Source organism: Aquabacterium sp. (assembly GCF_036273115.1).
Classification (GTDB): Bacteria; Pseudomonadota; Gammaproteobacteria; order Burkholderiales; family Burkholderiaceae_C; genus Aquabacterium.
Map to the genome: position 1 here is coordinate 131,695 of NZ_DASUIN010000022.1, position 21,592 is coordinate 153,286.

At 61.8% G+C, this 21,592-nt stretch carries 24 protein-coding genes; 8 read left to right on the forward strand and 16 right to left on the reverse strand.

From position 1 onward, the window contains the following. Nucleotides 1-5: 5 nt before the first annotated feature. The 5 genes from VFW72_RS08675 to VFW72_RS08695 form a co-directional block, all read right to left on the reverse strand. Nucleotides 6-1,505, reverse strand: coding sequence for an AMP nucleosidase (locus tag VFW72_RS08675; protein WP_329673890.1), 1,500 nt, complete (start codon nucleotides 1,503-1,505; stop codon nucleotides 6-8). A gap of 189 nt (nucleotides 1,506-1,694) precedes the next feature. Next, nucleotides 1,695-2,144 carry an ExbD/TolR family protein gene (locus VFW72_RS08680; RefSeq protein ID WP_329673891.1) on the reverse strand — a complete coding sequence of 150 codons (450 nt, stop codon included), beginning with the start codon at nucleotides 2,142-2,144 and terminating at the stop codon, nucleotides 1,695-1,697. 6 nt (nucleotides 2,145-2,150) lie between these two features. Next, complete coding sequence (locus VFW72_RS08685) at nucleotides 2,151-2,801, reverse strand: MotA/TolQ/ExbB proton channel family protein (RefSeq protein WP_329673892.1); 651 nt, start codon at nucleotides 2,799-2,801, stop codon at nucleotides 2,151-2,153. After that, a complete protein-coding gene (dapB, locus tag VFW72_RS08690) occupies nucleotides 2,798-3,622 on the reverse strand; it encodes a 4-hydroxy-tetrahydrodipicolinate reductase (protein ID WP_329673893.1) in 825 nt (274 codons plus the stop codon). Before dapB ends, VFW72_RS08685 begins: the two co-directional genes overlap by 4 nt. Nucleotides 3,623-3,661: 39 nt before the next feature. Then, nucleotides 3,662-4,216, reverse strand: coding sequence for an outer membrane protein assembly factor BamE (locus VFW72_RS08695; protein ID WP_329673894.1), 555 nt, complete (start codon nucleotides 4,214-4,216; stop codon nucleotides 3,662-3,664). A gap of 103 nt (nucleotides 4,217-4,319) precedes the next feature. On the opposite strand from VFW72_RS08695, the gene fur reads away from it, so the two are divergent. Continuing rightward, nucleotides 4,320-4,778: a ferric iron uptake transcriptional regulator gene (gene fur, locus VFW72_RS08700; protein WP_329673895.1), complete on the forward strand. Its 459-nt coding sequence runs from the start codon at nucleotides 4,320-4,322 to the stop codon at nucleotides 4,776-4,778. A gap of 9 nt (nucleotides 4,779-4,787) precedes the next feature. On the opposite strand, the gene hprK is transcribed toward fur, so the two are convergent. The 4 genes from hprK to VFW72_RS08720 all read right to left on the reverse strand — a co-directional run bounded on the left by hprK (nucleotide 4,788) and on the right by VFW72_RS08720 (nucleotide 8,423). Next, nucleotides 4,788-5,747, reverse strand: a complete 960-nt coding sequence (gene hprK, locus VFW72_RS08705) for an HPr(Ser) kinase/phosphatase (RefSeq protein ID WP_329673896.1) — start codon at nucleotides 5,745-5,747, stop codon at nucleotides 4,788-4,790. 61 nt (nucleotides 5,748-5,808) lie between these two features. Next, nucleotides 5,809-6,279: a PTS sugar transporter subunit IIA gene (locus VFW72_RS08710; RefSeq protein ID WP_329673897.1), complete on the reverse strand. Its 471-nt coding sequence runs from the start codon at nucleotides 6,277-6,279 to the stop codon at nucleotides 5,809-5,811. Between the two features lie 352 nt (nucleotides 6,280-6,631). Beyond that, nucleotides 6,632-6,985 (reverse strand): ribosome hibernation-promoting factor, HPF/YfiA family, encoded by a 354-nt coding sequence (hpf, locus tag VFW72_RS08715; protein ID WP_329673898.1) that lies wholly within the window; start codon nucleotides 6,983-6,985, stop codon nucleotides 6,632-6,634. A 178-nt stretch (nucleotides 6,986-7,163) separates the two neighbouring features. After that, on the reverse strand, nucleotides 7,164-8,423 hold the full coding sequence (locus VFW72_RS08720; RefSeq protein WP_329673899.1) for an MFS transporter: 1,260 nt from the start codon (nucleotides 8,421-8,423) through the stop codon (nucleotides 7,164-7,166). Between the two features lie 80 nt (nucleotides 8,424-8,503). Between VFW72_RS08720 and VFW72_RS08725 the strand changes: the two genes are divergently transcribed. After that, the gene (locus VFW72_RS08725) at nucleotides 8,504-10,351 is read left to right on the forward strand and encodes a PglL family O-oligosaccharyltransferase (RefSeq protein ID WP_329673900.1); all 1,848 of its coding nucleotides are present in this window, start codon (nucleotides 8,504-8,506) and stop codon (nucleotides 10,349-10,351) included. On the opposite strand, the gene moaC is transcribed toward VFW72_RS08725, so the two are convergent. Beyond that, nucleotides 10,327-10,809, reverse strand: coding sequence for a cyclic pyranopterin monophosphate synthase MoaC (gene moaC, locus VFW72_RS08730; RefSeq protein WP_329673901.1), 483 nt, complete (start codon nucleotides 10,807-10,809; stop codon nucleotides 10,327-10,329). The two genes, VFW72_RS08725 and moaC, sit on opposite strands and share 25 nt — an antisense overlap. Nucleotides 10,810-10,922: 113 nt before the next feature. On the opposite strand from moaC, the gene VFW72_RS08735 reads away from it, so the two are divergent. The 5 genes from VFW72_RS08735 to VFW72_RS08755 all read left to right on the forward strand — a co-directional run bounded on the left by VFW72_RS08735 (nucleotide 10,923) and on the right by VFW72_RS08755 (nucleotide 16,562). Continuing rightward, entirely contained in the window at nucleotides 10,923-12,581 is a 1,659-nt protein-coding gene (locus VFW72_RS08735) for a M48 family metalloprotease (protein ID WP_329673902.1), read from the forward strand. Nucleotides 12,582-12,716: 135 nt separating this feature from the next. Beyond that, nucleotides 12,717-14,888, forward strand: a complete 2,172-nt coding sequence (locus tag VFW72_RS08740; protein ID WP_329673903.1) for a TonB-dependent siderophore receptor — start codon at nucleotides 12,717-12,719, stop codon at nucleotides 14,886-14,888. A gap of 7 nt (nucleotides 14,889-14,895) precedes the next feature. Continuing rightward, nucleotides 14,896-15,579 (forward strand): Fe2+-dependent dioxygenase, encoded by a 684-nt coding sequence (locus VFW72_RS08745; protein WP_329673904.1) that lies wholly within the window; start codon nucleotides 14,896-14,898, stop codon nucleotides 15,577-15,579. Nucleotides 15,580-15,799: 220 nt separating this feature from the next. Then, a complete protein-coding gene (locus tag VFW72_RS08750) occupies nucleotides 15,800-16,135 on the forward strand; it encodes an SWIB/MDM2 domain-containing protein (protein ID WP_329673905.1) in 336 nt (111 codons plus the stop codon). Between the two features lie 214 nt (nucleotides 16,136-16,349). Then, nucleotides 16,350-16,562: a hypothetical protein gene (locus VFW72_RS08755; RefSeq protein ID WP_329673906.1), complete on the forward strand. Its 213-nt coding sequence runs from the start codon at nucleotides 16,350-16,352 to the stop codon at nucleotides 16,560-16,562. Between the two features lie 36 nt (nucleotides 16,563-16,598). On the opposite strand, the gene VFW72_RS08760 is transcribed toward VFW72_RS08755, so the two are convergent. From VFW72_RS08760 to argB, 5 genes are read right to left on the reverse strand one after another with little or no spacing between them, the layout of a single operon-like run. Beyond that, nucleotides 16,599-17,087 (reverse strand): NUDIX domain-containing protein, encoded by a 489-nt coding sequence (locus VFW72_RS08760; protein WP_329673907.1) that lies wholly within the window; start codon nucleotides 17,085-17,087, stop codon nucleotides 16,599-16,601. Further along, nucleotides 17,080-17,979, reverse strand: coding sequence for an ATP-binding protein (locus VFW72_RS08765; RefSeq protein ID WP_329673908.1), 900 nt, complete (start codon nucleotides 17,977-17,979; stop codon nucleotides 17,080-17,082). Before VFW72_RS08765 ends, VFW72_RS08760 begins: the two co-directional genes overlap by 8 nt. Before the next feature lie 56 nt (nucleotides 17,980-18,035). Then, nucleotides 18,036-18,662, reverse strand: coding sequence for a nucleoid occlusion factor SlmA (gene slmA / locus VFW72_RS08770; protein ID WP_329673909.1), 627 nt, complete (start codon nucleotides 18,660-18,662; stop codon nucleotides 18,036-18,038). 37 nt (nucleotides 18,663-18,699) lie between these two features. After that, nucleotides 18,700-19,398 (reverse strand): pyrimidine 5'-nucleotidase, encoded by a 699-nt coding sequence (locus VFW72_RS08775; protein WP_329673910.1) that lies wholly within the window; start codon nucleotides 19,396-19,398, stop codon nucleotides 18,700-18,702. A gap of 16 nt (nucleotides 19,399-19,414) precedes the next feature. Continuing rightward, nucleotides 19,415-20,332 carry an acetylglutamate kinase gene (gene argB / locus VFW72_RS08780; protein WP_329673911.1) on the reverse strand — a complete coding sequence of 306 codons (918 nt, stop codon included), beginning with the start codon at nucleotides 20,330-20,332 and terminating at the stop codon, nucleotides 19,415-19,417. Between the two features lie 201 nt (nucleotides 20,333-20,533). On the opposite strand from argB, the gene VFW72_RS08785 reads away from it, so the two are divergent. Continuing rightward, a complete protein-coding gene (locus VFW72_RS08785; protein ID WP_329673912.1) occupies nucleotides 20,534-20,830 on the forward strand; it encodes a copper-binding protein in 297 nt (98 codons plus the stop codon). Between the two features lie 249 nt (nucleotides 20,831-21,079). On the opposite strand, the gene VFW72_RS08790 is transcribed toward VFW72_RS08785, so the two are convergent. Continuing rightward, nucleotides 21,080-21,586, reverse strand: coding sequence for a YqaA family protein (locus VFW72_RS08790; RefSeq protein WP_329673913.1), 507 nt, complete (start codon nucleotides 21,584-21,586; stop codon nucleotides 21,080-21,082). Nucleotides 21,587-21,592 lie beyond the last annotated feature (6 nt).

Here is a 21,592-nt window from a genome sequence, read left to right on the forward strand (position 1 = left end):
ACCTCTCACTGAAAAGCCACCTCGGCGAAGCTGCGCAGCTTACGGCTGTGCAGTTGCCCCGCCCGGTTGGCTCGCAAGCGCTCAATGGCGCGCAAACCGATGCGCAAGTGCTGATCCACCCGTTCGCGGTAAAACTGATTGGCCATGCCCGGTAGCTTCAACTCCCCATGCAGCGGCTTGTCGCTCACGCACAGCAAGGTGCCATACGGCACCCGGAAGCGGAAGCCGTTGGCGGCAATCGTGGCGCTTTCCATGTCCAAGGCCACCGCGCGGCTCTGACTGAAACGCCGCTCCGGGGTTCGCTGAGGTAGCAGTTCCCAATTGCGATTGTCGGTAGACGCCACCGTGCCCGTGCGCATGATGCGTTTGAGCTCGTAGCCGCGCAGTTGCGTCACATCGGCCACCGCCCCCTCCAATGCCAGCTGAATTTCCGCCAAAGGTGGAATCGGCACCCACAGGGGCAGGTCTTCATCGAGCACGTGGTCTTCCCGAACGTAGCCGTGGGCCAGCACGTAGTCGCCCAACTGCTGCGAGTTGCGCAGACCGGCGCAGTGCCCCAGCATGATCCAGGCATGAGGTCGCAAGACCGCAATGTGATCGGTGATGGTTTTCGCGTTAGCCGGCCCCACCCCAATGTTGACCATGGTGATGCCGCTGTGATCCTTGCGCAGCAAGTGATACGCCGGCATCTGGGGCAAGCGCGGCGGCACCGCCCCCAAGGCATCGCCTGGCTCGACCGACTGACCCACGCGCCGCGTGATCACATTCCCCGGCTCGACGAAGGCAATGCAGTCATCGTCGTCTTGCGGATTGGCCGGATCCGGCGCCCGACGCATCAGCTCATGCCCATAGCGCACGAACTCATCGATGTAGAACTGGTAGTTCGTGAACAGCACGAAGTTCTGGAAGTGCGCGGGTGACGTAGCGGTGTAATGCCGCAGCCGATGCAGGGAGTAATCAACCCGAGGCGCAGTGAACAGAGACAAAGGCCCGGCCTGCCCCGGCGGCACCTCATGCGTGCCATTGGCAATGCCATCGTCCATGGCCCCCAGATCGGGCAAATCGAATTGATCGCGCAGCAGCAGGCGCCGATCGGCCGGCATGCTGCCCTCTAGGTGCTGGTGCTCGTCCAGACTGAAGTGCACCGGAATGGGGTCCGCCCCCAGCCCCACTTCCAGATCCACCCCGTGGTTGGCCAACAGCAAGGCAAATTGCTCGCGGTAATAGTCGGCGAACAGATCGGGACGAGTCAGTGTGGTTTCGTAAGTCCCTGGGCCGGCAACGAAACCATAAGACAGTCGCGAGTCGGCCATACGCACGGTGTCGGTGTGTACGCGCACAAAGGGGTAGCGTGCCCGCACGTGATCGCTTAATTGCTCGCCCGCAACAAAGCGTTGCAGTGCCTGCCGCAGGTGGGCGATCTGCGCATCGTAGAGCTGGGTGACGTAATCCAGCGCGGCCTGAGCCTCACTGAAGCGTTGCGTGGGGAACTGAGGGGCAGCCATGCGATTCCTGTCAGCAATCTACATGACCTCATTGTGCGCGTCGGAAGCGCCGCACGGGTGGCGATCACCACCTTGTGCCGAGACTTGTCGTGCTCACCCGACACCGCAGGAGCCCGTTCAGCCAGCCAGGCCCCAACGGGGCTGGATGAGCGAAGCGGAGGGTGAAGAGGGAGATGAGTTCAGCCGCGATCAGGGCTTGGCCGGCTCGGTCGCATCCGCTGCGCCGGGGTCGGTCACAAAGGCGATGCGGTTGAGCCCGGCCTTTTGCAACAGCCCGATCAGATCGGCCACACGCCCGTATGACACCGACTGGTCTGCGCGCAACTGCACTTCGGTATCGGGGTGCTTCTTGGCCTGGTCCTGCGCCTGTTTGACCAGGTCTTCGGGCTTGACCGACTTGTCGTCCAGGTGCATTTCGCCATTGGCGGTCAGCACGATGGTGAGAATGGGCGGCTGCTTGTTGGCGGGCGGCGGTGGGGCATCGGCCTTGGGCAGGTCCAGCTTGAGGCTGGAGGTCATCAAGGGGGCGGTAAGCATGAAGATGACCAGCAACACCAGCATGACGTCAATCAGCGGCGTCATGTTGATTTCACTCATGGGCTGGGTGCCCTGGGGTCGCTCCAGTCGTCCGAAGGCCATGCCGACTTACTCCTTTTCGCTCAGCAAGGTTTCGCGCAGATCGTGCGCAAACCCTTCGAGGTCGGCCTCGCAGGCCGAGACGAATTTGCCGAAGATGTTGTAGGCCAGCACCGCAGGAATGGCCACGGCCAAACCGGCTGCGGTCATGATCAAAGCCTCGCCCACCGGGCCGGCCACCTTGTCGAGGCTGACCGAGCCTTCGGTGCTGATGCTGATCATGGCGTGATAGATGCCCCACACGGTGCCAAACAGGCCCACAAAGGGCGACACGGCGCCAACCGAGGCCAGCAGCACCTGCCCGGCCTGCAAACGCTCCAGCACATCGTGCAGGCTGTCGCGCAAGCGACGGGTCAATTGGGCTTCGCGATCAGACCGCGCTGCCAGGGTGCCTGCCCCCGAGGGCGTGCTGACGGAATCAACCAGGGGCAGCAGCACCGCCTCGCGATCCAGTCCTTGCAAGGCCTGACGGCCCGCAGCCAGGTCACTCGAGTCCCAGAAGGCTTGCGCCCCTTTGACCAGGTCTCGACGCGCGCGGGTCAGCAGCCAGCCTTTCCAGAAGATGACCACCCAGGCGCTGATGGACATCAGCAGCAGCATGAGGGCCACCGCCTTGCCGACGGCATCGCCTTGTTCCCACAGGTGCGTCAAGCCGTTCATGCCATCCCCAGTACGTCGTCCATGCCGAACAGGCCGTGAGGCTGGTGCGCCAGGAAGCGCACGGCACGCAGGCTACCTTGGGCATAGGTGGCACGGCTGGACGACTTGTGGGTGATTTCGATGCGTTCACCAATGCCGGCAAACAGCACGGTGTGGTCGCCCACGATGTCTCCGCCCCGTACGGTGGCAAAGCCAATGGTGCTGGGGTCACGCTCGCCGGTCACGCCTTCGCGGCCATACACCGCACAGGCCTTGAGGTCACGGCCAATGGCTTCGGCCACCACTTCGCCCATCTTCAAAGCGGTGCCACTGGGGGCATCGACCTTGTGGCGATGGTGCGCTTCGATGATTTCGATGTCATAGCCTTCTTTCAGGGCCTTGGCAGCCTGCGCCAGCAACTTCAGCACCACGTTGACCCCCACGCTCATATTGGGCGCCATGACGATGGCGATGTCGCGCGCAGCGTCTTTGATTTCGGCCTTCTGCTCATCGGTGAAGCCCGTGGTGCCAATGATCAGGTTCACACCCAGCTCGCGACACACACGCAGGTGGGCAATCGTGCCCTCGGGGCGGGTGAAGTCGATCAGGTACTTGGCATTCTTCAAGCCCTCGCGCAGGTCGGAGGTGATGTTCACGCCAGAGGTCTGACCCAGGAAGGCCGCCGCATCGGAACCCAAGGCGGGGCTGCCGGCGATGTCGAGGGCACCCGCCAGAACGGCATCATCGGCGTTCTGAACGGCTTCAATCAACATGCGGCCCATACGGCCAGAGGCGCCAGCGATGGCAATGCGGTGTGCGTTGGCAGAAGCGGTAGAAGTCATGCTTGAAAGGATGGGATGTCGCAGTTCGGGCCTGGGGGTTCAACGCGAGGTCGAATCCAGGGAGGGATAGGTTCGGGCAGCCCCCAGCGGGACTTTGGGCGCCGCGGTGTCGTTCTTGGCGGGCACGGGCAAGGCCGCAATCTGCTCGGCGCTCAGGTTGGGCGCCGCAGGCGGCACATCACGAGGCTTGTCGATAGAGGCCACAAACTCGCGCTCAAGCGGCAGGGTTTCCGATTCGAAGCGCTCCACGGCATCGTTCTTGAAGTACACGGTGACGCGTCGCTTCTGATCTGGCACGCCTTGTCGACGAATGGTGAAGACATAGTCCCAGCGGTCGTTGTGGAACACGTCGGTCAGCATGGGGGTGCCCAGAATTTCGCGCACCTGCATGCGCCCAAAGCCCGGTTGAATCTGAGAGATGAATTCCTGCGTGACCACATTGCCCTGCACCACGTCGACCCGGTAGGGTTCGAGCAGGCCAAACAGGGTTTCGGGCTTGGTCAGCGAGACCTGGCTGGTGCTGCTGCAACCAGCCAGCATCAGGATCGCAGGGGCCCACGCCGGCAGGGCGCGGCGAATGAGGTTCAATGTCATGGCAAGCAAGATGACCCCACTTTGCCCAAGTGGCGTCCAAATCGATATGATTGCCCATTCTAGCGGCGCGCTTGCCATGGCGCCGCACCTCGGAGCTTTCCCCATGACCAACGCAGAAGAACTGAAAAGCAGCGGGCTCAAGGCCACGCTGCCCCGCATCAAAATCCTGGAAGTTTTTCAGCGTGCGTCCGAGCAACGTCACATGACGGCCGAAGACGTGTTCAAGGTCTTGCTGGCCGAAGGGTCCGACATTGGCCTGGCCACCGTTTATCGGGTGCTGATGCAGTTCGAACAGGCGGGCATCCTGTCACGCCACCACTTCGAAGCCGGCAAGGCGGTGTTCGAACTGAACGAAGGCAAGCACCACGACCATCTGGTCTGCGTGGTGTGTGGCCGGGTGGAAGAGTTTTACGACCCGGAAATTGAGCGCCGCCAGCAGGAAATTGCAGCCGAACGAGGCTACAAGCTGCACGACCACGCACTGTCTTTGTATGTGGTGTGCAACAAAGACGACTGCAGCGGCAAGCTCAACCACCCTCACAACCGCCAGTTGCTGGGTTAACCACGCAAATTAACCGCCTCGCTCCATCGCGCGCTGATGGCGCTCGATGAATTCCTTGTAGGTGTCAATGCCGCGCAGTTGCAGCACCGTGTTGCGCACAGCGGCTTCGACCAGCACGGCCAAGTTGCGGCCGGCGTCCACGGCAATGACCGCTTTGCGAATGGGCACACCCAGGATCTCTTCGTACAGAGGCTCGTAGGGCAGACGCTCGAATTCACGCTCCATCGTTTCCTTGCGAACCAGGTGCACGATGAGCTTCAGGCGCATCTTGCGACGCACGGCCGTTTCACCAAAGATGGCCTTGATGTCGAGCAGACCAATGCCGCGCACCTCAAGCAGGTTGAGCAGCAGGTCGGGGCAACGGCCTTCAATGGCGGTGCGTGACACGCGATAGAGATCGACCGCGTCGTCGGCCACCAGGCCATGTCCACGGGAAATCAATTCCAGGCCCAGTTCGCTCTTGCCGAGGCCCGACTCGCCAGTGAGCAAGACCCCCAAGCCGAGGATGTCCATGAACACACCGTGTCGGGTGAGTCGCTCAGCAAAATGCTGGGTCAGATAGCTGCGCAGCACGTCGATGACGTGGCCTGCGGGCTCTTCGGTCACGAACAAGGGAATACCTGCTCGGCCGCACATGGCCACCAGCTTGTCAGACGGCGTTTGCGCATCGGCCACGACCACCACGGGTGGCTCAAGGGTGACGATGCGCTGAATGCGGCGTTCCTGATCTTCGGGGCTGGAGCCCGCAAAGTAAGCCGTTTCCCGGCGCCCCACGATCTGGACGCGGTAGGGGTGGATGTAATTCAGGTAACCCACCAGATCGGCGGCGGACTGCGCCATCTGGACGGCCTCTTCGTCGAAGCGGCGCTCCGGGTGGGCGTGACCGGCGATCCATTCCCAGCGCAAGGCGCCTCGGTTGGCTTCAAAAAGCGCTTCAGCGCTGATGATGGCTAGGTCTTTGGCACTCACGAATGGGGCTGCTTGGTCGACGTCAGATCAGCAATGATGCCTCAAGCCGGGCCATACAGACTCAGGCGACCGACTTCAAAGGCTGCCAGCGTTCGATCAGGGCATGAACCTGCGCGGCATCGGGCTCGGTTTTGAGGCGTTCACGCAACTCGCGGTCTGAAAGCAACTCGGCGATTTCAGACAGGATTTCCAGGTGCCGCTGTGTGGCGGCCTCAGGCACGAGCAGGAAGATCAGCAAGCTGACGGGCTCGTCATCGGGGGCATCAAACGGAATGGGGTGAGTCAGGCGGACCACGGCCGCCAGAGGGTTCTTCAGACCTTTGATGCGACCATGAGGAATGGCCACGCCATGGCCCAACCCGGTCGAGCCCAGACGCTCGCGCGCAAAGAGGTTGTCTGTCACCGTCGCTCGGGCAATCGAGTGCTGGTTCTCAAACAGCAAACCCGCGTGCTCGAAGACGCGCTTTTTACTACTGGCGTCCACGTCTACCAGCACTTGGCTGGCAGGAAGGATGGCTGAGAGACGATTCATCTTGATACAAGCAAGGGCGACGGCGTTGCCACCTTGACCCCCGCTCCCGGGACGGACGAGGGGCGGATTATAGAAACCGGATGTAACGACTGGCACATCCAATTCCCACCGGTTTGAGGGATTCTGCCCGGTTTGCTGCACCGCAGCAAGTGGCGTATGCCCTGAAATCGACCCGACGCGCCCCTCGGGCATCGGATGGTCTGACTCTATGCCCCAACCTGCGGCGCAAAAAATGAAAAACGGCCCCGAAGGGCCGTCAACTTGGTGCCTTGCTGCGCAGGCGACCTGCACTCAACTCAGACCAAGCGTGTTCGGTTGATGAAGTCAGGCATACAAGTCAGTGAGGGAAAAATCATTGAAACGCGTCGAATGCCTGGTCGGCATGGCGCTTGTGGGAGGCATGGTGGTGGTTCTGCACCCGGTCCTTGTGGCGACAAACCTGGCGATCCAGCTTGTCCATCAGTTGATCAATGGCGGCGTAGAGGTCTTCGTGAGAGGTTTCTACAAAAATATCCTTGCCCTTGACGTGCAAGTTCACTTCAGCCTTCTGGCGGCGGTCCTTTTCCTTTTGCTTTTCGACCGTAAGCAGGACATTGACGTCCACAACTTGGTCGAAATGACGGGTCACACGGTCCAACTTTGTGAGTACGTACTCACGCAGCGAAGGGGTCACTTCGAGATGATGGCCACTGATCGTCAAATTCATACTGCCTCCTTTCGAGAGCAGGAGAAAGGTTAGAGACAACCCGGTTTACCGCCGGTTCAAAAGCGTCAACCGGAAGACCAGTTTGCCCGGGAGTTTTGAAGATGACAAGGGTGTGACATCGGTGTTTGCATGGAGAAACACATCTGCGTGAACAAACCCCGTAAACTGTTGCCGCACGTCAAGTTCGGGGTTCATTTCGCCCCGACGGCGCCGACTGACTCGCGTGCAGACGCACCTGGCCAACCCACCACAGCAGCAGCACGGTGGTGAATGCGGCCAGCCAACCGCAGTGCTCGTAGCCCTGCACAAGCCCCTGAGGCGAGCGAGAAATCAACAGCCCGCCAATCCATGCCGACACGCCCATGGTGATCGATTGCAAGGCGCCATTCGCACTCATGAAGGCGCCGCGCATCGAGGCCTGCGGCGCAGCGGTCAGCAGCGCCATCCCCGGCACCATGCGACCGGAAACAAACACAAAAAACGCCGTGGTGACGATCAGCACAACCCACAGCGACACCGGCGGCAATTGCGTGAGGGCCAGCATGGGCAGTACGGCCAGCGCGCTGACCAGACGGAAAGTCGCGACCTTGCCCCAGCGATCGCTCAACCACCCCCACAGGCGCGCTGTGAACAGGGTGGCCACCCCACCGGCCAGATAGATCAGCGGCACCTGATCCGCCTTCAACCCGACATTGGCGGTGGTGTAGATCGTGATGTAGGGGATGATGGTGAAGCTGCCGGCCATCATCAAGCATGACAAGGCAAAGGCCCGCCAGTGGTTGGGCTCGGAAAAAACCTGCATCAACCCTTGCCACGCCGATCTGCGTACGGACTGGCCCAGATGTTGCGACAACACCGGCACCGAGCGCGCCGCCATCAGCCCGATTCCGACCGAAGCCGCGGCAATGGCCAGAAACGGCACATGCCAACCTCCCTTGGAGGCCAACCACAATGACAGCGGGACGCCCGCCACCGTCGAGAGCGAAAACGCCGACATGACCACGCCCATGGCCTGCCCGCGCCGCTCGAAGGGAATGGCATCCCCCACGATGGTCTGCACCAGAGCGCCCAGCACGCCCCCGAACACACCGGCAGCGACACGGGCTCCCATCAAGGTGGCATACCCGGGCGCAAGCCCGCAACACAGCGTGGCCAGCGTGAAGCCGGCGTACAGAAACAGCAGGGCACGCTTGCGCTCGAAGCGATCGATGACGGTCGACGCCAGCATGCCCGAAGCCCCGGCTGCCAGCGAATAAGCGGACACGAGGAGGCCGAACTGGGCATCGGAGATGGCGAACAACCGCGTCAATTCGGGTCCCAGCGGCATCATGATCATGAAGTCCACGATGTGCGTGAAGTTGATGGCCGCCAGGCTCCACAGCAGCAGTTTTTCTCGCACCTGCACGCCAGCCGGCGCAGGGGAGGAATGGGAGGGCACAGGGGTCATCGAGTGGGGGAACGGTTGGGTGAGCCACACAGTGTGCCGTAAGGCGACACAGAAGGCCTGACAATGTCGACATGACCCTGAGCAACGCTATCGAATCCCGCACCGCCCCCAGTCTGCCGATGGGGTTGTTGGCTGGCGCCTTGCTGGCCGTTGTGGCCCCAACCTTGATTGCGGCCCATGATCCCCCGTCGATCACGTTCTACAACCAGGTTCTGGCCGTGTGCGGCTGGGGTTTGTGGGTGTGGCTGCTCAATCGCGCCACAGGGGCTCAATCGCGCGGATTCAGACTGCAGCACGGCACGGACCAGGCCATGGCCGGGCTCTTGCTGATGGGTGCCATCCAGGTGGCTCTGGCACTGGGGGCCTGGGCCTGGGGTTCTTTGCCTTTGGGATTGTCGATGATGGGCTCGGGCATGTGCGCCGTCTCGGCCCTGGTCTGCCTGACCGGGTGGCGCAGCGGCCTGACCTGGCAACGTGATGTGGTGTTTGACTTGTTTGCCGCCGCGATGTGCACCGCCGGCGTGCTGAGCATGATCCTCGGTCTGATTCAGGCCTTTCACCCGCAATGGACTGACGGCATGCTGATTGCCGAGCCCACGATGGCGGGCCGTGCCGTGGGCAATTTGCGGCAGCCGAATCACCTCAGCACTTTGTTGGTCTGGGCATCGGCCTCGGCGATCTGGCTAGGCGCACGCAAGCGCTTGCCGTCATTGTGGGCGGTGGCCCTGATGGCTCTGTTCATCTGGGGCATTGTGCTGACCGCCTCGCGCACGGGCATGCTGGCCATGCTGTTCCTGGCTGCGTGGGGCTTGCTGGATCAACGCCTCCCCAAACCCATGCGCGCCGCCTTGATGGGTGCGCCTCTCGTTTATGGCGTGTTCTGGGGGGGCATGTGGATGCTGGCTCACCTGGACCAGAACGTGAACTTCGCGGCTGAAACGCGCCTGCACGACAAGAGTGATATCTCGAGTTCGCGCTTCAAGATCTGGGCCAATGTGCTGACACTGATCCAGCAGCACCCGTGGAGCGGCGTGGGCTATGGCGAATTCAATCTGGCCTGGACCTTCACGCCCTTCCCCACCCGCCCAGTGGCCTTCTTTGACCACACCCACAATCTGGTTCTGCAATGGGCCGTGGAATTCGGCCTGCCCACGGCCGCAGCCCTGGTCTTGCTGAGCCTGGCTGCCTGGCTGTGCCTGGTGTGGCGCCAACGCGGTGATGCCATCACGCCGGCCGGCGCTTGTGGCGTGATCGTGAGCACTGCCTTGCTGCACAGCCTGCTGGAGTACCCGCTGTGGTACAGCTATTTCCTGTTGCCCACGGCCTTTGCCTGGGGCATGGGGTTGGCCAGTCGCGCCCGCCCCGCCGCGCTTGTGCCCCAAGGGAACATCGCGACACCAGTGCATGAGCCGGCGCCCGTTGCAGATGCCCGTGCGCCTTGGGGCATCAGCCTGGCGGGTGCATTGACCATGGCCGGCGCCGTATGGTGTGCACTGGATTACCAGGCTGCAGCCAACATTTACGCGCCTCGCCCCGGCGCTGGCCCCTTGGATGAGCGCATCGCTTTTGGCCAGAAAATGCCTTGGTTCGGCTATCAGGCCGACTACGCCAACGTGACCGTACCCGATGAAGACGAAGCGCCGCTACCGCCGCACGCCTTTGGCCGAACACTGCACAACTTGGTCGACGCACGACTGATGATTGCCTATGCTCGCTCGCTGAATGCCGCAGGCGAAACCGACAAGGCGCGCTACGTCGTGGCCCGGCTCAAGGAGTTTCACAACCCGATGGAAACGGGCTTCCTGAGCCCTTGCACGAAAGGGGCCGCTGACTCGCAGCCCTTCCAGTGCCAGCCACCACAACGCACCTACCACTGGCGCGAGGTGCTGCCCGATCAGTTGGCTTCGCGCACCCAGTGACCGCTCTTGCCGCCTTGCTTTTCCAGCAGAGCGACATCGGTGATCACCATGCCCTTGTCGGCGGCCTTGCACATGTCATAGACCGTGAGCAAGCCCACCTGCACAGCCGTGAGCGCTTCCATCTCAACCCCGGTAGGGCCCACTGTGTGCACCGTGGCACGACAGGTCACACTGCTGGAGGGTTCGTCCAGATCGAACTCGACCGCCACCTTCGACAGAGCCAGGGGATGGCACAAGGGAATCAGGTCTGAGGTCCGCTTTGCGCCCTGAATGGCCGCAATGCGCGCCACACCCAGCACATCGCCTTTGCCGGCCCGGCCCTGGGCCACGATGGCAAAGGTTTCCGGCTTCATGACGATGCGCCCCTGAGCCACGGCCACACGGGTGGTCGCAGGCTTGGCTGAAACGTCGACCATGTGAGCCTGGCCTTGGGCATCGAAGTGGGTGAGTTCGCTCATGTTGGTGTCTGGATGTAAAGATGGACCTTGAGGGCGAACGTCAGGGCGTGTCCCCGGTCCAACCGAGTCAGGATCGCAGCATACTGCGAGGTCCGGCCCAGATTCCTCAGCCCATGCATTTGTCTCGTTTTTTGCGTCAAGGTTTGACCCCGATCCAATGGGCGGTAGCCTGTGCACTGATCTGCGCAGGTCCCAGCCTGCAAGCTCAAGCGCCGCAAGTCAGCCCCGACAGCCGGGAAGGCTACGCTCAAGCTGGAGACACCCTTCCACCCGTTTTACCCGAACTGGGTGACACCGCGAGCCAGGACCTCTCGCCAGCAGCCGAGCGGCGCCTCGGTGATCGCATCATGCGCTCCATCTGGCCGGACCCCTCGGTCATCGACGATCCGCTGGTGCTGGAGTACATCGAACAGGTCTGGCAAACCTTGCTGGCCAGCGCGCGGCAACGCGGCGAGATCACGCAAGACCTCGACAGCGTGTACGCCTGGCGCCCTTTCCTGGTTCAGGACCGCACCATCAACGCCTTTGCGCTGCCCGGGGGCTACATTGGCGTGCACCTGGGTTTGCTGGCCATGACCAGCTCTCCGGATGAGTTGGCCTCGGTGCTGGCGCACGAACTCTCGCACGTCACCCAGCGACACATTGCCCGCACGATCGGCGTGCAGTCACGCCAAAGCTGGGTGAGCCTGGCCTCGATCATTCTGGGTGTGATGGCGGCCTCGCGCAGTCCTCAGGCCGCGCAAGCCGTGATCATGGGCGGTCAAGCGGCCAGCATGCAGGGCCAACTGAACTTCTCGCGCGACATGGAGCGCGAAGCCGACCGCGTGGGCTTCGGCGTGCTGACATCGGGCGGCTTCGAACCCTCGGGCATGGCCCAGATGTTCGAGCACCTGCAAACCGCATCTCGTCTCAATGACGACGGCAGCTACCCTTATTTGCGCACCCACCCTTTGACCACCGAACGGATCGGCGACGCCCGTGCGCGCCTGGGTCCGCAGGCGTGGAATGGCAAAGCCGTGATGGGCGACGCCAGTCGGCCGGTGGTCGCCCGCCACATGCTGATGGCCGCCCGCGCCCGCGTGCTGATGGACCCACGCAGCAGCTTCATTGCCACATTGACTTCCCCCGCGGTGACGCCTCGCACCCCAGCCTTGGAAGCCGTCACCTTGCATTACATGGCGGCCGTGGCCTCGCAACAATTGCGCGACCTCGATCACGCCCAGAACAGCCTCAACCTGGCGCGCAGGCTCGTGCCCCAGTTGCCCGGGCCGCAGGCCACGGAAGTCACCCGATTGCTGACATTGGCCGAAATTGAATTGCATCTGCAAGCCCGCCAAGGCCAACAGGCACGCGAAGACCTCAACGCGCTGTATCGCAACCCGAAGCGAATCCAGCCCCGACCCGAGATGATGCTGGCAGCCCACCTGGCGCTGACCGTGCCAGGACCGGAGCAGGACGCCGCCATGCGACAGGCTGCATCTGACTTGCAAACCCATCTGAGCGACCACCCCTACGACAGCGCCGCCTGGGGTGCCTTGAGCCAGTTGTGGCAACACCTGAACGAGCCCATTCGTGCAGTGCGAGCAGAAGCGGAGGCCAGCGCCGCCCGAGGCGATCTGCCTGGTGCGATCGACCGCGTGCTGGGCGCACACAAGCGCTTCACCCACCCCAGCGGAGCCGACACCATTGAGTTATCGGCCATGGATTCGCGCCTGAAGATCTGGCAGCGTCAGCAACGTGAAGACCTGCGCGAGGACGCCGCTGGGCGCTGACCCCGCCAGCCAGCCGCTCGACGCGCCAAGACATGGCGACGCTTCAACGCGCGCCACCCTTGCATTCGTAAATGCGAACGATTATCATTTGGATATTGATTTATCAACCGCATCCCCTTGCAAGGGAATTTTTCCATGTCACAGAAGAAACAATGGGCCGCTGGCATCGGCTTGTCGCTGTTGGGCTCGGCCGTCTGGGCGCAAACCGATACAGCGCAGGGCACTCGCGCGCCCCAAACTGAATCGCTGCCGGAAGTTGTGGTGCAAGCCCCCAAGCGCGAAGCCACGCCTGACAGCAAGCAGAACTATCAGGCCCTGACCACCACCGCCGGCAAGGGCAAGCAAGCGCTGAAAGACATTCCGCAGTCGGTCACCGTCGTCACCGAAAAGCTGATGGACGACAAGAACGCCGACACCTTGAAGGCGGCCATGCACACCGTCAGCGGCATTGCCTTTGAAGCGGGTGAAGGCGGCGCCATTGGCGACCTGATTCGCCTGCGCGGCTTTACCACCCGTGGCGACATCTTCCAGGACGGCATGCGCGACATTGCCCAGTACAACCGCGACACCTTCAACCAGGACCGCATTGAAGTGCTCCGAGGCTCGGCCTCGATGCTTTACGGCCGCGGCTCCACTGGCGGCGTGATCAACCAAGCCAGCAAGCAGCCCTTCCTGGCTACCCAGCACGAAGTCGAAGCCACCGTGGGCACCGACAACTACGTGCGCCTGACCGGCGACTTCAACATCAAGACCGCCGATGACGCGGCCCTGCGCATCAACGTCATGAAGACCGATGCCGACAGCTTCCGCAACGGCCCCGAAACCCACCGACTGGGCGTGGCCCCCACATTCAGTTGGGGCATTGGCACCGCCAATGAATTCAGCATTGGCGCCTACCACCTGGACTACGACGACGTGCCTGACTATGGCTTCCGCTGGCTCAACGGCCGCCCCGTGGACAAGGCCGTAGACCGTTGGTACGGCGCGCAGTCTGACTACCAGCGCGACTCGGCAGACTATGCCGTGTTCACCCACATCCATCGCTTTGACGATGGCGGCGAACTCAAGAGCAGCGTGCGCGATGGCACCTACAAGCGCGACCTGTGGGCCACCACCGCAGGCTTGGTCACCACAGGCAACAGCCGCGTGACCCATGTCAACCAGATCAACGACAACTCCGGCATCACCCGCGGCAACCAGACCCGCGCCGCCGAAGACCATCACACCTTCTGGCAAACCGATTACTCAGGCAAAGCCCAATGGCTGGGTCTGCGCCATGACTTGCTGGCTGGCGCCGAAGCGGCGCTCGAGCGCACCACGAGCTACACCTACACCGGCACCCCCGCCAAGCCCACCACCACCTGGGGCACGACGGGTGGCACCGCCCCGCTGGCCGACACCCGCGTGCGCACACGCAATGCCAGTTTCGACTCACAAACCACTGGCCTGTATGCCCAAGACACGGTGCATCTGACCTCGCAGTGGAAGCTGCTGGGTGGCGTTCGCCATGACATCTTCGACGGCGAGTACGACCGCACCACCGGCGGCCCGCTGTCGCGCACCGACCGCATGTGGAGCCACCGCGAAGGCGTGCTGTTCCAACCCGATGAACAGTCCACTTACTATCTGTCGCACGGCACCTCGTTCAATGCCTCGGGCGATCTCTATCAATTCGACGCCCGCACCGTCAACACGCCCCCCGAGCAAAGCCGCAACTATGAGCTGGGCGCCAAGTGGGAACTGTTCAACGGCGACCTCAGCATGCGCACGGCCTTGTTCCGCACCATCAAGTACAACGAGCGCAACACCGATGCGGCCAGCGCCAGCCCGACCAACTACTTGCTCAACGGCCAACGTCACACCGACGGCATCGAGTTCGAAGCGGCTGGCCGCATCACCAACCAGTTGGAAGTGTTCACCTCGCTGGCCTTGCAGCGCGGCCTCATTGACAAGGCGGGTGACCCTGCCATCAATGGCTCACAAAACAACGAAGGCAAGACCTCAGGCCTGACACCCCGCTTGAGTGGCGCCATCTGGGCCACCTACAAGATCAACAGCCAATGGCGTGCGGGCGTAGGTGCCGATGGCATGACCGGACGCGTTCCTGCTGCCGGCGAGTCAAGCGGCAACCGGGCTCCCGGCTATGTCAAGGTGGATGCCCTGGTGGAATACGAAACCATGGACTATCGTGTCAAGTTGAACCTGAACAACCTGTTCGACAAGGTCTATGTGGACGGCGTGTACCGCGGCTTCACCGTATGGGGCCCCACCCGTGGCGCCCAGTTGTCTCTGACCCGCACTTTCTGATCGCATCATGCTTTTACATCTTCCCGAGGTGCTGACAGCGCAAGAGCTGCAGCACATGCAACAGGTCCTGGCTCAAGCTCCTTGGGGAGATGGCAAAGTCACGGCCGGCACCCAGTCGGCCCAGGTCAAGAACAACGAACAATTGCCGCAGCAGCACCCCATCACGCAAGAGCTGCAAGAGATCGTGCTGCAGGCACTCAAGCGCAACAAGCTGTTCTTCACGGCCACCTTGCCCAAGGCGGTCTTTCCGCCCCTGTTCAACCGCTATGGTGGCGACACCAACTCGTTTGGCAACCATGTCGACAACGCCATCCGCTTCATCCACGGCAGTGGTGAGCGCGTGCGCACCGATGTGTCGGCCACGCTGTTTCTGGCCAACCCCGATGACTACGATGGCGGCGAACTCGTCATCGAAGACACCTTTGGCACCCAGCGCGTGAAGCTGCCCGCTGGCGACATGGTGATCTACCCCTCATCGAGCGTGCATCGGGTCGAGCCGGTCACACGCGGCGCACGGGTCGCCAGTTTCTTCTGGATCGAAAGCATGGTGCGCTCTGACGAGCAACGCCGGCTACTGTACGACCTGGACATGACCCTGCTCAAGATGCGCAACGACACGGGCGACAACGCCCACACTGTGGCCCTGACCAGCACGTATCACAACTTGCTGCGCATGTGGGCTGACACCTGAAGATATCGGGGTCTCCCTGCATCAAAGTGAGCCCAAAGCCGCCAGAACGGCCATTGCCCCTTGATTTCTTGACGTTCGAGGGCCACAAAGATGCAGAAAGCTGATTTTTGAGAGGGAGAAAGCATTACCATCTCCTACGCGACACCGTACGAGGAACCCTGGCACATAGACCAGCGCCCGCGGTCCGCATCAGATCTGACCCTTGATGGAGTGAATTCACATGGCAACTGCGAAAAAAGCCCCGGCCAAAAAGGCCGCCCCGGCTGAAAAGAAGGCCGCTGCGCCCGCCAAGAAGGCTGCAGCCAAGCGCGCACCGAACGCCGCCTTCCTGAAGCCCCTGACCCCCAGCCCCGCTCTGGCTGCTGTGATCGGCGCAACCCCGCTGCCCCGCACAGAAGTGACCAAGAAGGTCTGGGAATACATCAAGAAGCACAACCTGCAAGACGCCGCCAACAAGCGCAACATCAATGCAGACGACAAGCTCAAGGTGATTTTCAAGAAGCCTCAAGTCACCATGTTCGAGCTGACCAAGCTGATCAGCGACCAACTGAGCTGATACACACCTGGCATGGTGAGCTGACGAGTTCACCAGACCAGATCAAAAGCCCGGCCCCGTGCCGGGCTTTTTTATTTCGGTACTTGCACACGAACCAAGTGTCAGACCAAGGGTAGCCCCCGGGCTGCAGTGACCAGTGACTCATCCACAATGCTTCGCGCTGTTGAAGCGATTTGAAGATCCCTGGTTCGAAGATCCCTATAGGAGAGATGTCATGTGGAAGATGCTCGTGGCTTTTGTGGTGTTTGCAGCCATCGCCATCCTGGTGTTGATGAAGAGTGGCGGCAACGTCGACATGAGCGGCGAAAAGCACGGCATTGATGCCGGCCACACCGAAACCGCTGCATCAGCAGCCAGCGAGCCCGCATCGGCGGCGAGCGAAGCCGCCCCAGCAGCATCGACAGCTGCCAGCGCAGCCTCGAACTGAAGCGCACTCACCCGCTGAACCTGAGTCAGCGGGTGCTCAGCGGGAGCCCTCGGCTTCCTGGTGTGTCAGCCCTGTATGGCCGCGTTCTGCGGCCAACCACTGCAACACCGGCACGGTGCCCGGCAACACGGGCACCACTTCAACTGGCAAGGTCTGCCAGGCCATGTGCTGGCCTTCCTTCATCTCGAACACGCCCTGCCACTCATAGACCTTGCAGAAGTGCAGCCGCACCCGAGCGTGCGGATAGTCCATGATCTCGATCTGCCAAGGGTGCGCCTCGCCAATGGTGATGCCGATTTCTTCGTGCAACTCTCGGCGCAAAGCCTGTTCCACCGTTTCACCGGCCTCCAGCTTGCCACCCGGAAACTCCCAGTAGCCCGCGTAAACCTTGCCTTCGGGGCGTGAGGTCAACAGGAAACGGGTTTCGCGACCTTGCGCATCGCGCTCAATCAACACCCCCACAGCCACCTCGACCGGCGTGCGATCGGTGGGCTCCATCACGTGATACGACTTGCGCTCAGACATGGCCACGCCCCGCATAGTCACGCGCGAACTGATAGGCGACCCGCCCCGATCGCGAGCCGCGCTCAATGGCCCACACCAACGCTTCCGGGCGTGCCGCCTCGATGGCCTCGGCCGACAGGCCCAAGTGGCGCAACCATTGGGCCACGATGGCCAAGTACTCATCCTGGCTGAAGGGGTAGAAGCTGATCCACAAGCCAAACCGTTCGGACAAGGAAATCTTCTCTTCCACGGCTTCGCCTGGGTGCAACTCGCCATCGGCGGTGTGCTTGTAGGTCTTGTTGTCCGAATGGTATTCGGGCAGCAGATGACGACGGTTCGAGGTCGCCACGATCATCACGTTGTCACCGCTGGCAGACACGGTGCCATCGAGGATGGACTTCAGCGCCTTGTAGCCGGCTTCGCCCTCGTCAAAGCTCAGGTCATCGCAGAAGATGATGAACCGCTCTGGGCGTTCGCTGACCAGCTCGATCAGGTCAGGCAGATCAATCATGTCCGCCTTATCGACTTCGATCAAACGCAAGCCCTGTTGAGCATGGGCCTGCAAACCCGCCTTCACCAGTGACGACTTGCCCGTGCCTCGGGCGCCTGACAACAAGACATTGTTGGCGGTCTTGCCCGCCACGAACTGCGCCAGATTGCGTGCAAAGCGTTCCTTTTGCGTATCGACTTCTTGCAGATCGGCGTAGTCGATGCGCGCCACATGGCGTACTGGCTCCAGCCACCCGGCAACCCAGGCAGCCGAGGTGCGCTTGCGGTAGCGATATGCCACCGATGCCGACCAGTCAGGCTCGGCGATGGCTTGTTGGTGCGAAGGCAGCAAGGCATCGAGCCGCGCCACCAGGGACTCGGCTCGTTGCAGCAATTGGATCAGGGCGGGGTCTAGCGTCGACATGCGCGAAGTGTACAGACCCCCGCCCGTCGCTGCTGGCTCAGCGCCTAAGCCCTCGTTCAGCGCAACAATTGCTGCACCGCGGCGTCCAGGTGCTCGGTGGGCATCCGCTTGAAGCCACTGCGGTTGAAACGCTGCATGCGCCCCAACAGCACAGCCACGGCCAGCGAGGCCGCCGCTTGCGCATCAACGGTGGGCGTGGGCACCTGGCGCGCATCGGCCAGGGCCTTGTAGGCCTGGCGCAGCACCGATTCCAGTCGATCCCAGAACTGGTTCATGCGAGCCCCGAGTCGCTCGTGCTCCAGCAACAGGGCATCCCCCGCCATCACGCGGCACATGCCGGGATTCTTCTGCGCAAACTGCAGCACCATGCCGAGCAATCGGGCCACCTGCTGCTCGGGTGCGGGCTCGCGCTCGATGATCTGATTGGCCAGGGTGAAAACGCTTTGCTCGATGAACTCGATCAAGCCCTCGAACATCTGGGCCTTGCTGGCAAAGTGGCGGTACAGGGCCGCTTCGCTGACGTCCAATTGCGCCGCCAAAGCTGCGGTGGTGATGCGGTCGTTCTGGGGTTGCTCGAGCATGGCGGCCAAGGCCTGCAGGATCTGGATGCGGCGCTCACCCGGCTTGGGGCGCTTGCGCGCAGTCACGGCCCCGACTTCTTCAGACCGAACTTCCTCACCCATGGCCCACCACCTTGTGCTTGTCAGATCAACTTGCCGATCACCTTGCCGCCTGGGTTCGCCACTGGTGCAGCGACCTCAGCTTTTTGATTCTGACACACACCCAAGGTGGCCGACCGTGCAGACCCATCCCGGCTTCCGGGCCATGGGGGTTGTCTTTGAGGTAATGCTGCATCCACACCGTGCGCAAGCCCAACTGATGCGCACTGCGCAAGTTGGCCACGGTGTCTTCCACCAGCACACAGCGGTGAGCCGGCAGCTTGTGGCGAGCCAGCACAACGCGCAGCATGCGCACATCGGGCTTGGGTCGCAAGTCACCAAACACCCGCATGCCTTCGATGGCAATGATGCCTTCAAAGCACCCGGCGAGATCGAGCGCCGTTAGCACGCGCTTGGCATAGTCAGCCGGCGCATTGGTCAACAGGAATTTGCGGCCCGGCAATCGCTTGAGGGCCACCCTGTCTACCGTGGGCATGTGCAACTGCCCCTCCAGCCCCTCGAGCACATGGGTCTGGGCCAGGAAATGGGCCGCGCGAATGCCATGGTGCTTTTCGAGGCCCAGCAAAGTGGCACCGTAACGGCGCCAGTAGTGAACCCGCAAGCGATCTGCCTCATCACGAGGCAGTTTGAGATGCTGCTCGATGTAGTCCGTCATCGAGGTGTTCAACCGCCAGAACACCGCACGACTGGCGTCATGCAAGGTGTTGTCGAGGTCGAACAGCCAGATGGGGCCAGACATCGGCGCAGCCCGCACCTCAGTGCGAGCGGATCATGGTGCCGTAAGCCTGCTCGGTGAGGATTTCCAGCAGCATGGCGTGGGGCACGCGGCCATCCACGATGTGAACGGCATTGACGCCGCTCTTGGCAGCATCCAGCGCACCAGCGATCTTGGGGATCATGCCGCCGCTGATGGTGCCGTCTGCGATCAGCTCATCGATCTGACGGGCGGTCAGGTCGGTCAGCAAGTTGCCTTCCTTGTCGAGCACGCCCTTGATGTTGGTCAGCAGCATGAGCTTTTCAGCCTTGAGCACTTCCGCCAGCTTCGAGGCTACCAGGTCGGCATTGATGTTGTAGCTTTCGTTTTGCACACCAAAGCCAATGGGGCTGATGACCGGAATGAACTGATCGTCTTGCAGTGCCTTGACCACGCTGGGGTCGATCGATTCGATCTCGCCCACCTGGCCCACGTCGTGTTCCTTGCTGGGGTCGTGAATGTCTTGCAGCTTGAGCTTGCGCGCGCGGATCAAACCACCGTCACGGCCGGTCAGGCCCACGGCCTTGCCGCCGGCGGCATTGATCAAGCCCACGATGTCTTGCTGCACTTCACCGGCCAGCACCCACTCCACCACTTCCATGGTTTCTTCATCGGTGACACGCATACCCTGGATGAACTGGCCCTTTTTGCCAATCTTGTTGAGGGCGGCATCGATTTGCGGGCCACCACCGTGCACCACCACCGGGTTCAAGCCCACCAGCTTGAGCAGCACCACGTCTTCGGCAAAGTCGGCCTGCAGTTCAGGATCGGTCATGGCGTTGCCGCCGTATTTGATGACGATGGTTTTGCCGTGGAACTTGCGGATGTAGGGCAATGCCTGGGCCAGGATCTCGGCCTTGTCGCGCGGGGCGATGTTTTCAACGGAAGCAGATGAGGCCGTGGGGTGGGAGGCAGTCATGGCAGGCAGGGGGTGGATTGGAAAAGTCGAATCTGCGTATTTTAGAAGGCAAGTGCGGCCTCAGGCCTGCTCAGACCCGATGAGACGCCCTTCGTCTTGTCAACCAATGCGCATGCTCGCGCGTCAAGCAATGCGTGTGAGGACACAAGCGTTCATACTCAAGGCTTGTTCACCCATCACCCGCTTATTCAGGAGCACACCATGCGCGCCCCGACCCTGACCGCCTTGTCACGACTGGCCGCCGGCCTGGCTTTGACCTTCGGGCTGACCTCTGTGGCCCTGGCCGAGGATGGCGAAGTCAAGAAAATCGACCCCGAAGCCGCCAAGATCACGCTCAAGCACAACGGCATCAAGAACCTCGACATGCCCGCCATGCAGATGGCGTTTCGCGTATCGGACCCCGCCTGGCTCAAAAGCCTGCAAGTGGGTGACAAGGTGACGTTTTCTGCCGCCAAGGTGGATGGCCAATACACCGTGACCGCAATTTCAAAGAAATAACTCGGAAAACAAAAAAATACGGGTTCCAGCCTTGCAACTGGAACCCGTTTGAATCGAACCCCTCCCCGGGATTTCAATCTCTGGTTTTGTATTCGTTTCTGCGCGTTTTGATTTCTTTTGTCACCTCGGCGCTTGAATGATTTGATTCTAGTGGCGGTTTCTGTCAAGCCAATCCCCGCACAGGAGGGGGAATCGTTACCAAATGCAATTGTGATGTTCGCATCACATCACGCTTTCCACAATACAAAATCAAATACCTGACCAAAGCAGTGCGCTGGTCATGACCCAATAGCGAGCCCATTTCCCGATGGCCATGTAAAAAACACAAGGCCACAGAGGAAAATGCATCCAGCCGGCTACCGCGCAAATGGGGTCGCCAACCACCGGCAGCCATGAAAGCAGACAGGTTTTAGGCCCGAAGCGCTGTAACCAGCGGGTGGCCAGTGGGTGAGCATGCGGGGGATGAGCATGCGACACAGGATGGGCATGTCGCCACATGTCGGCGGCCTGTCGGGCACCTCGCCCCATCCACCAGGTCACCGCGCCCCCCAAGGTATTGCCGGCGGTGGCCACAAAGATGGCCGGCCAGAACAAGTCGGGTCGGAGTTTGACCAGGGCAAAAACGGCCGGCTCAGAGCCCATCGGCAGCAAAGTGGCTGACACAAAGGCGATCACAAAGATGGCGCCCAAGCCAACCTGGGGAATGGCCAACCAAGCCAGCAAGGCGGTGACCGCGGACTCCAAGAGATGCGTCATGTCGAC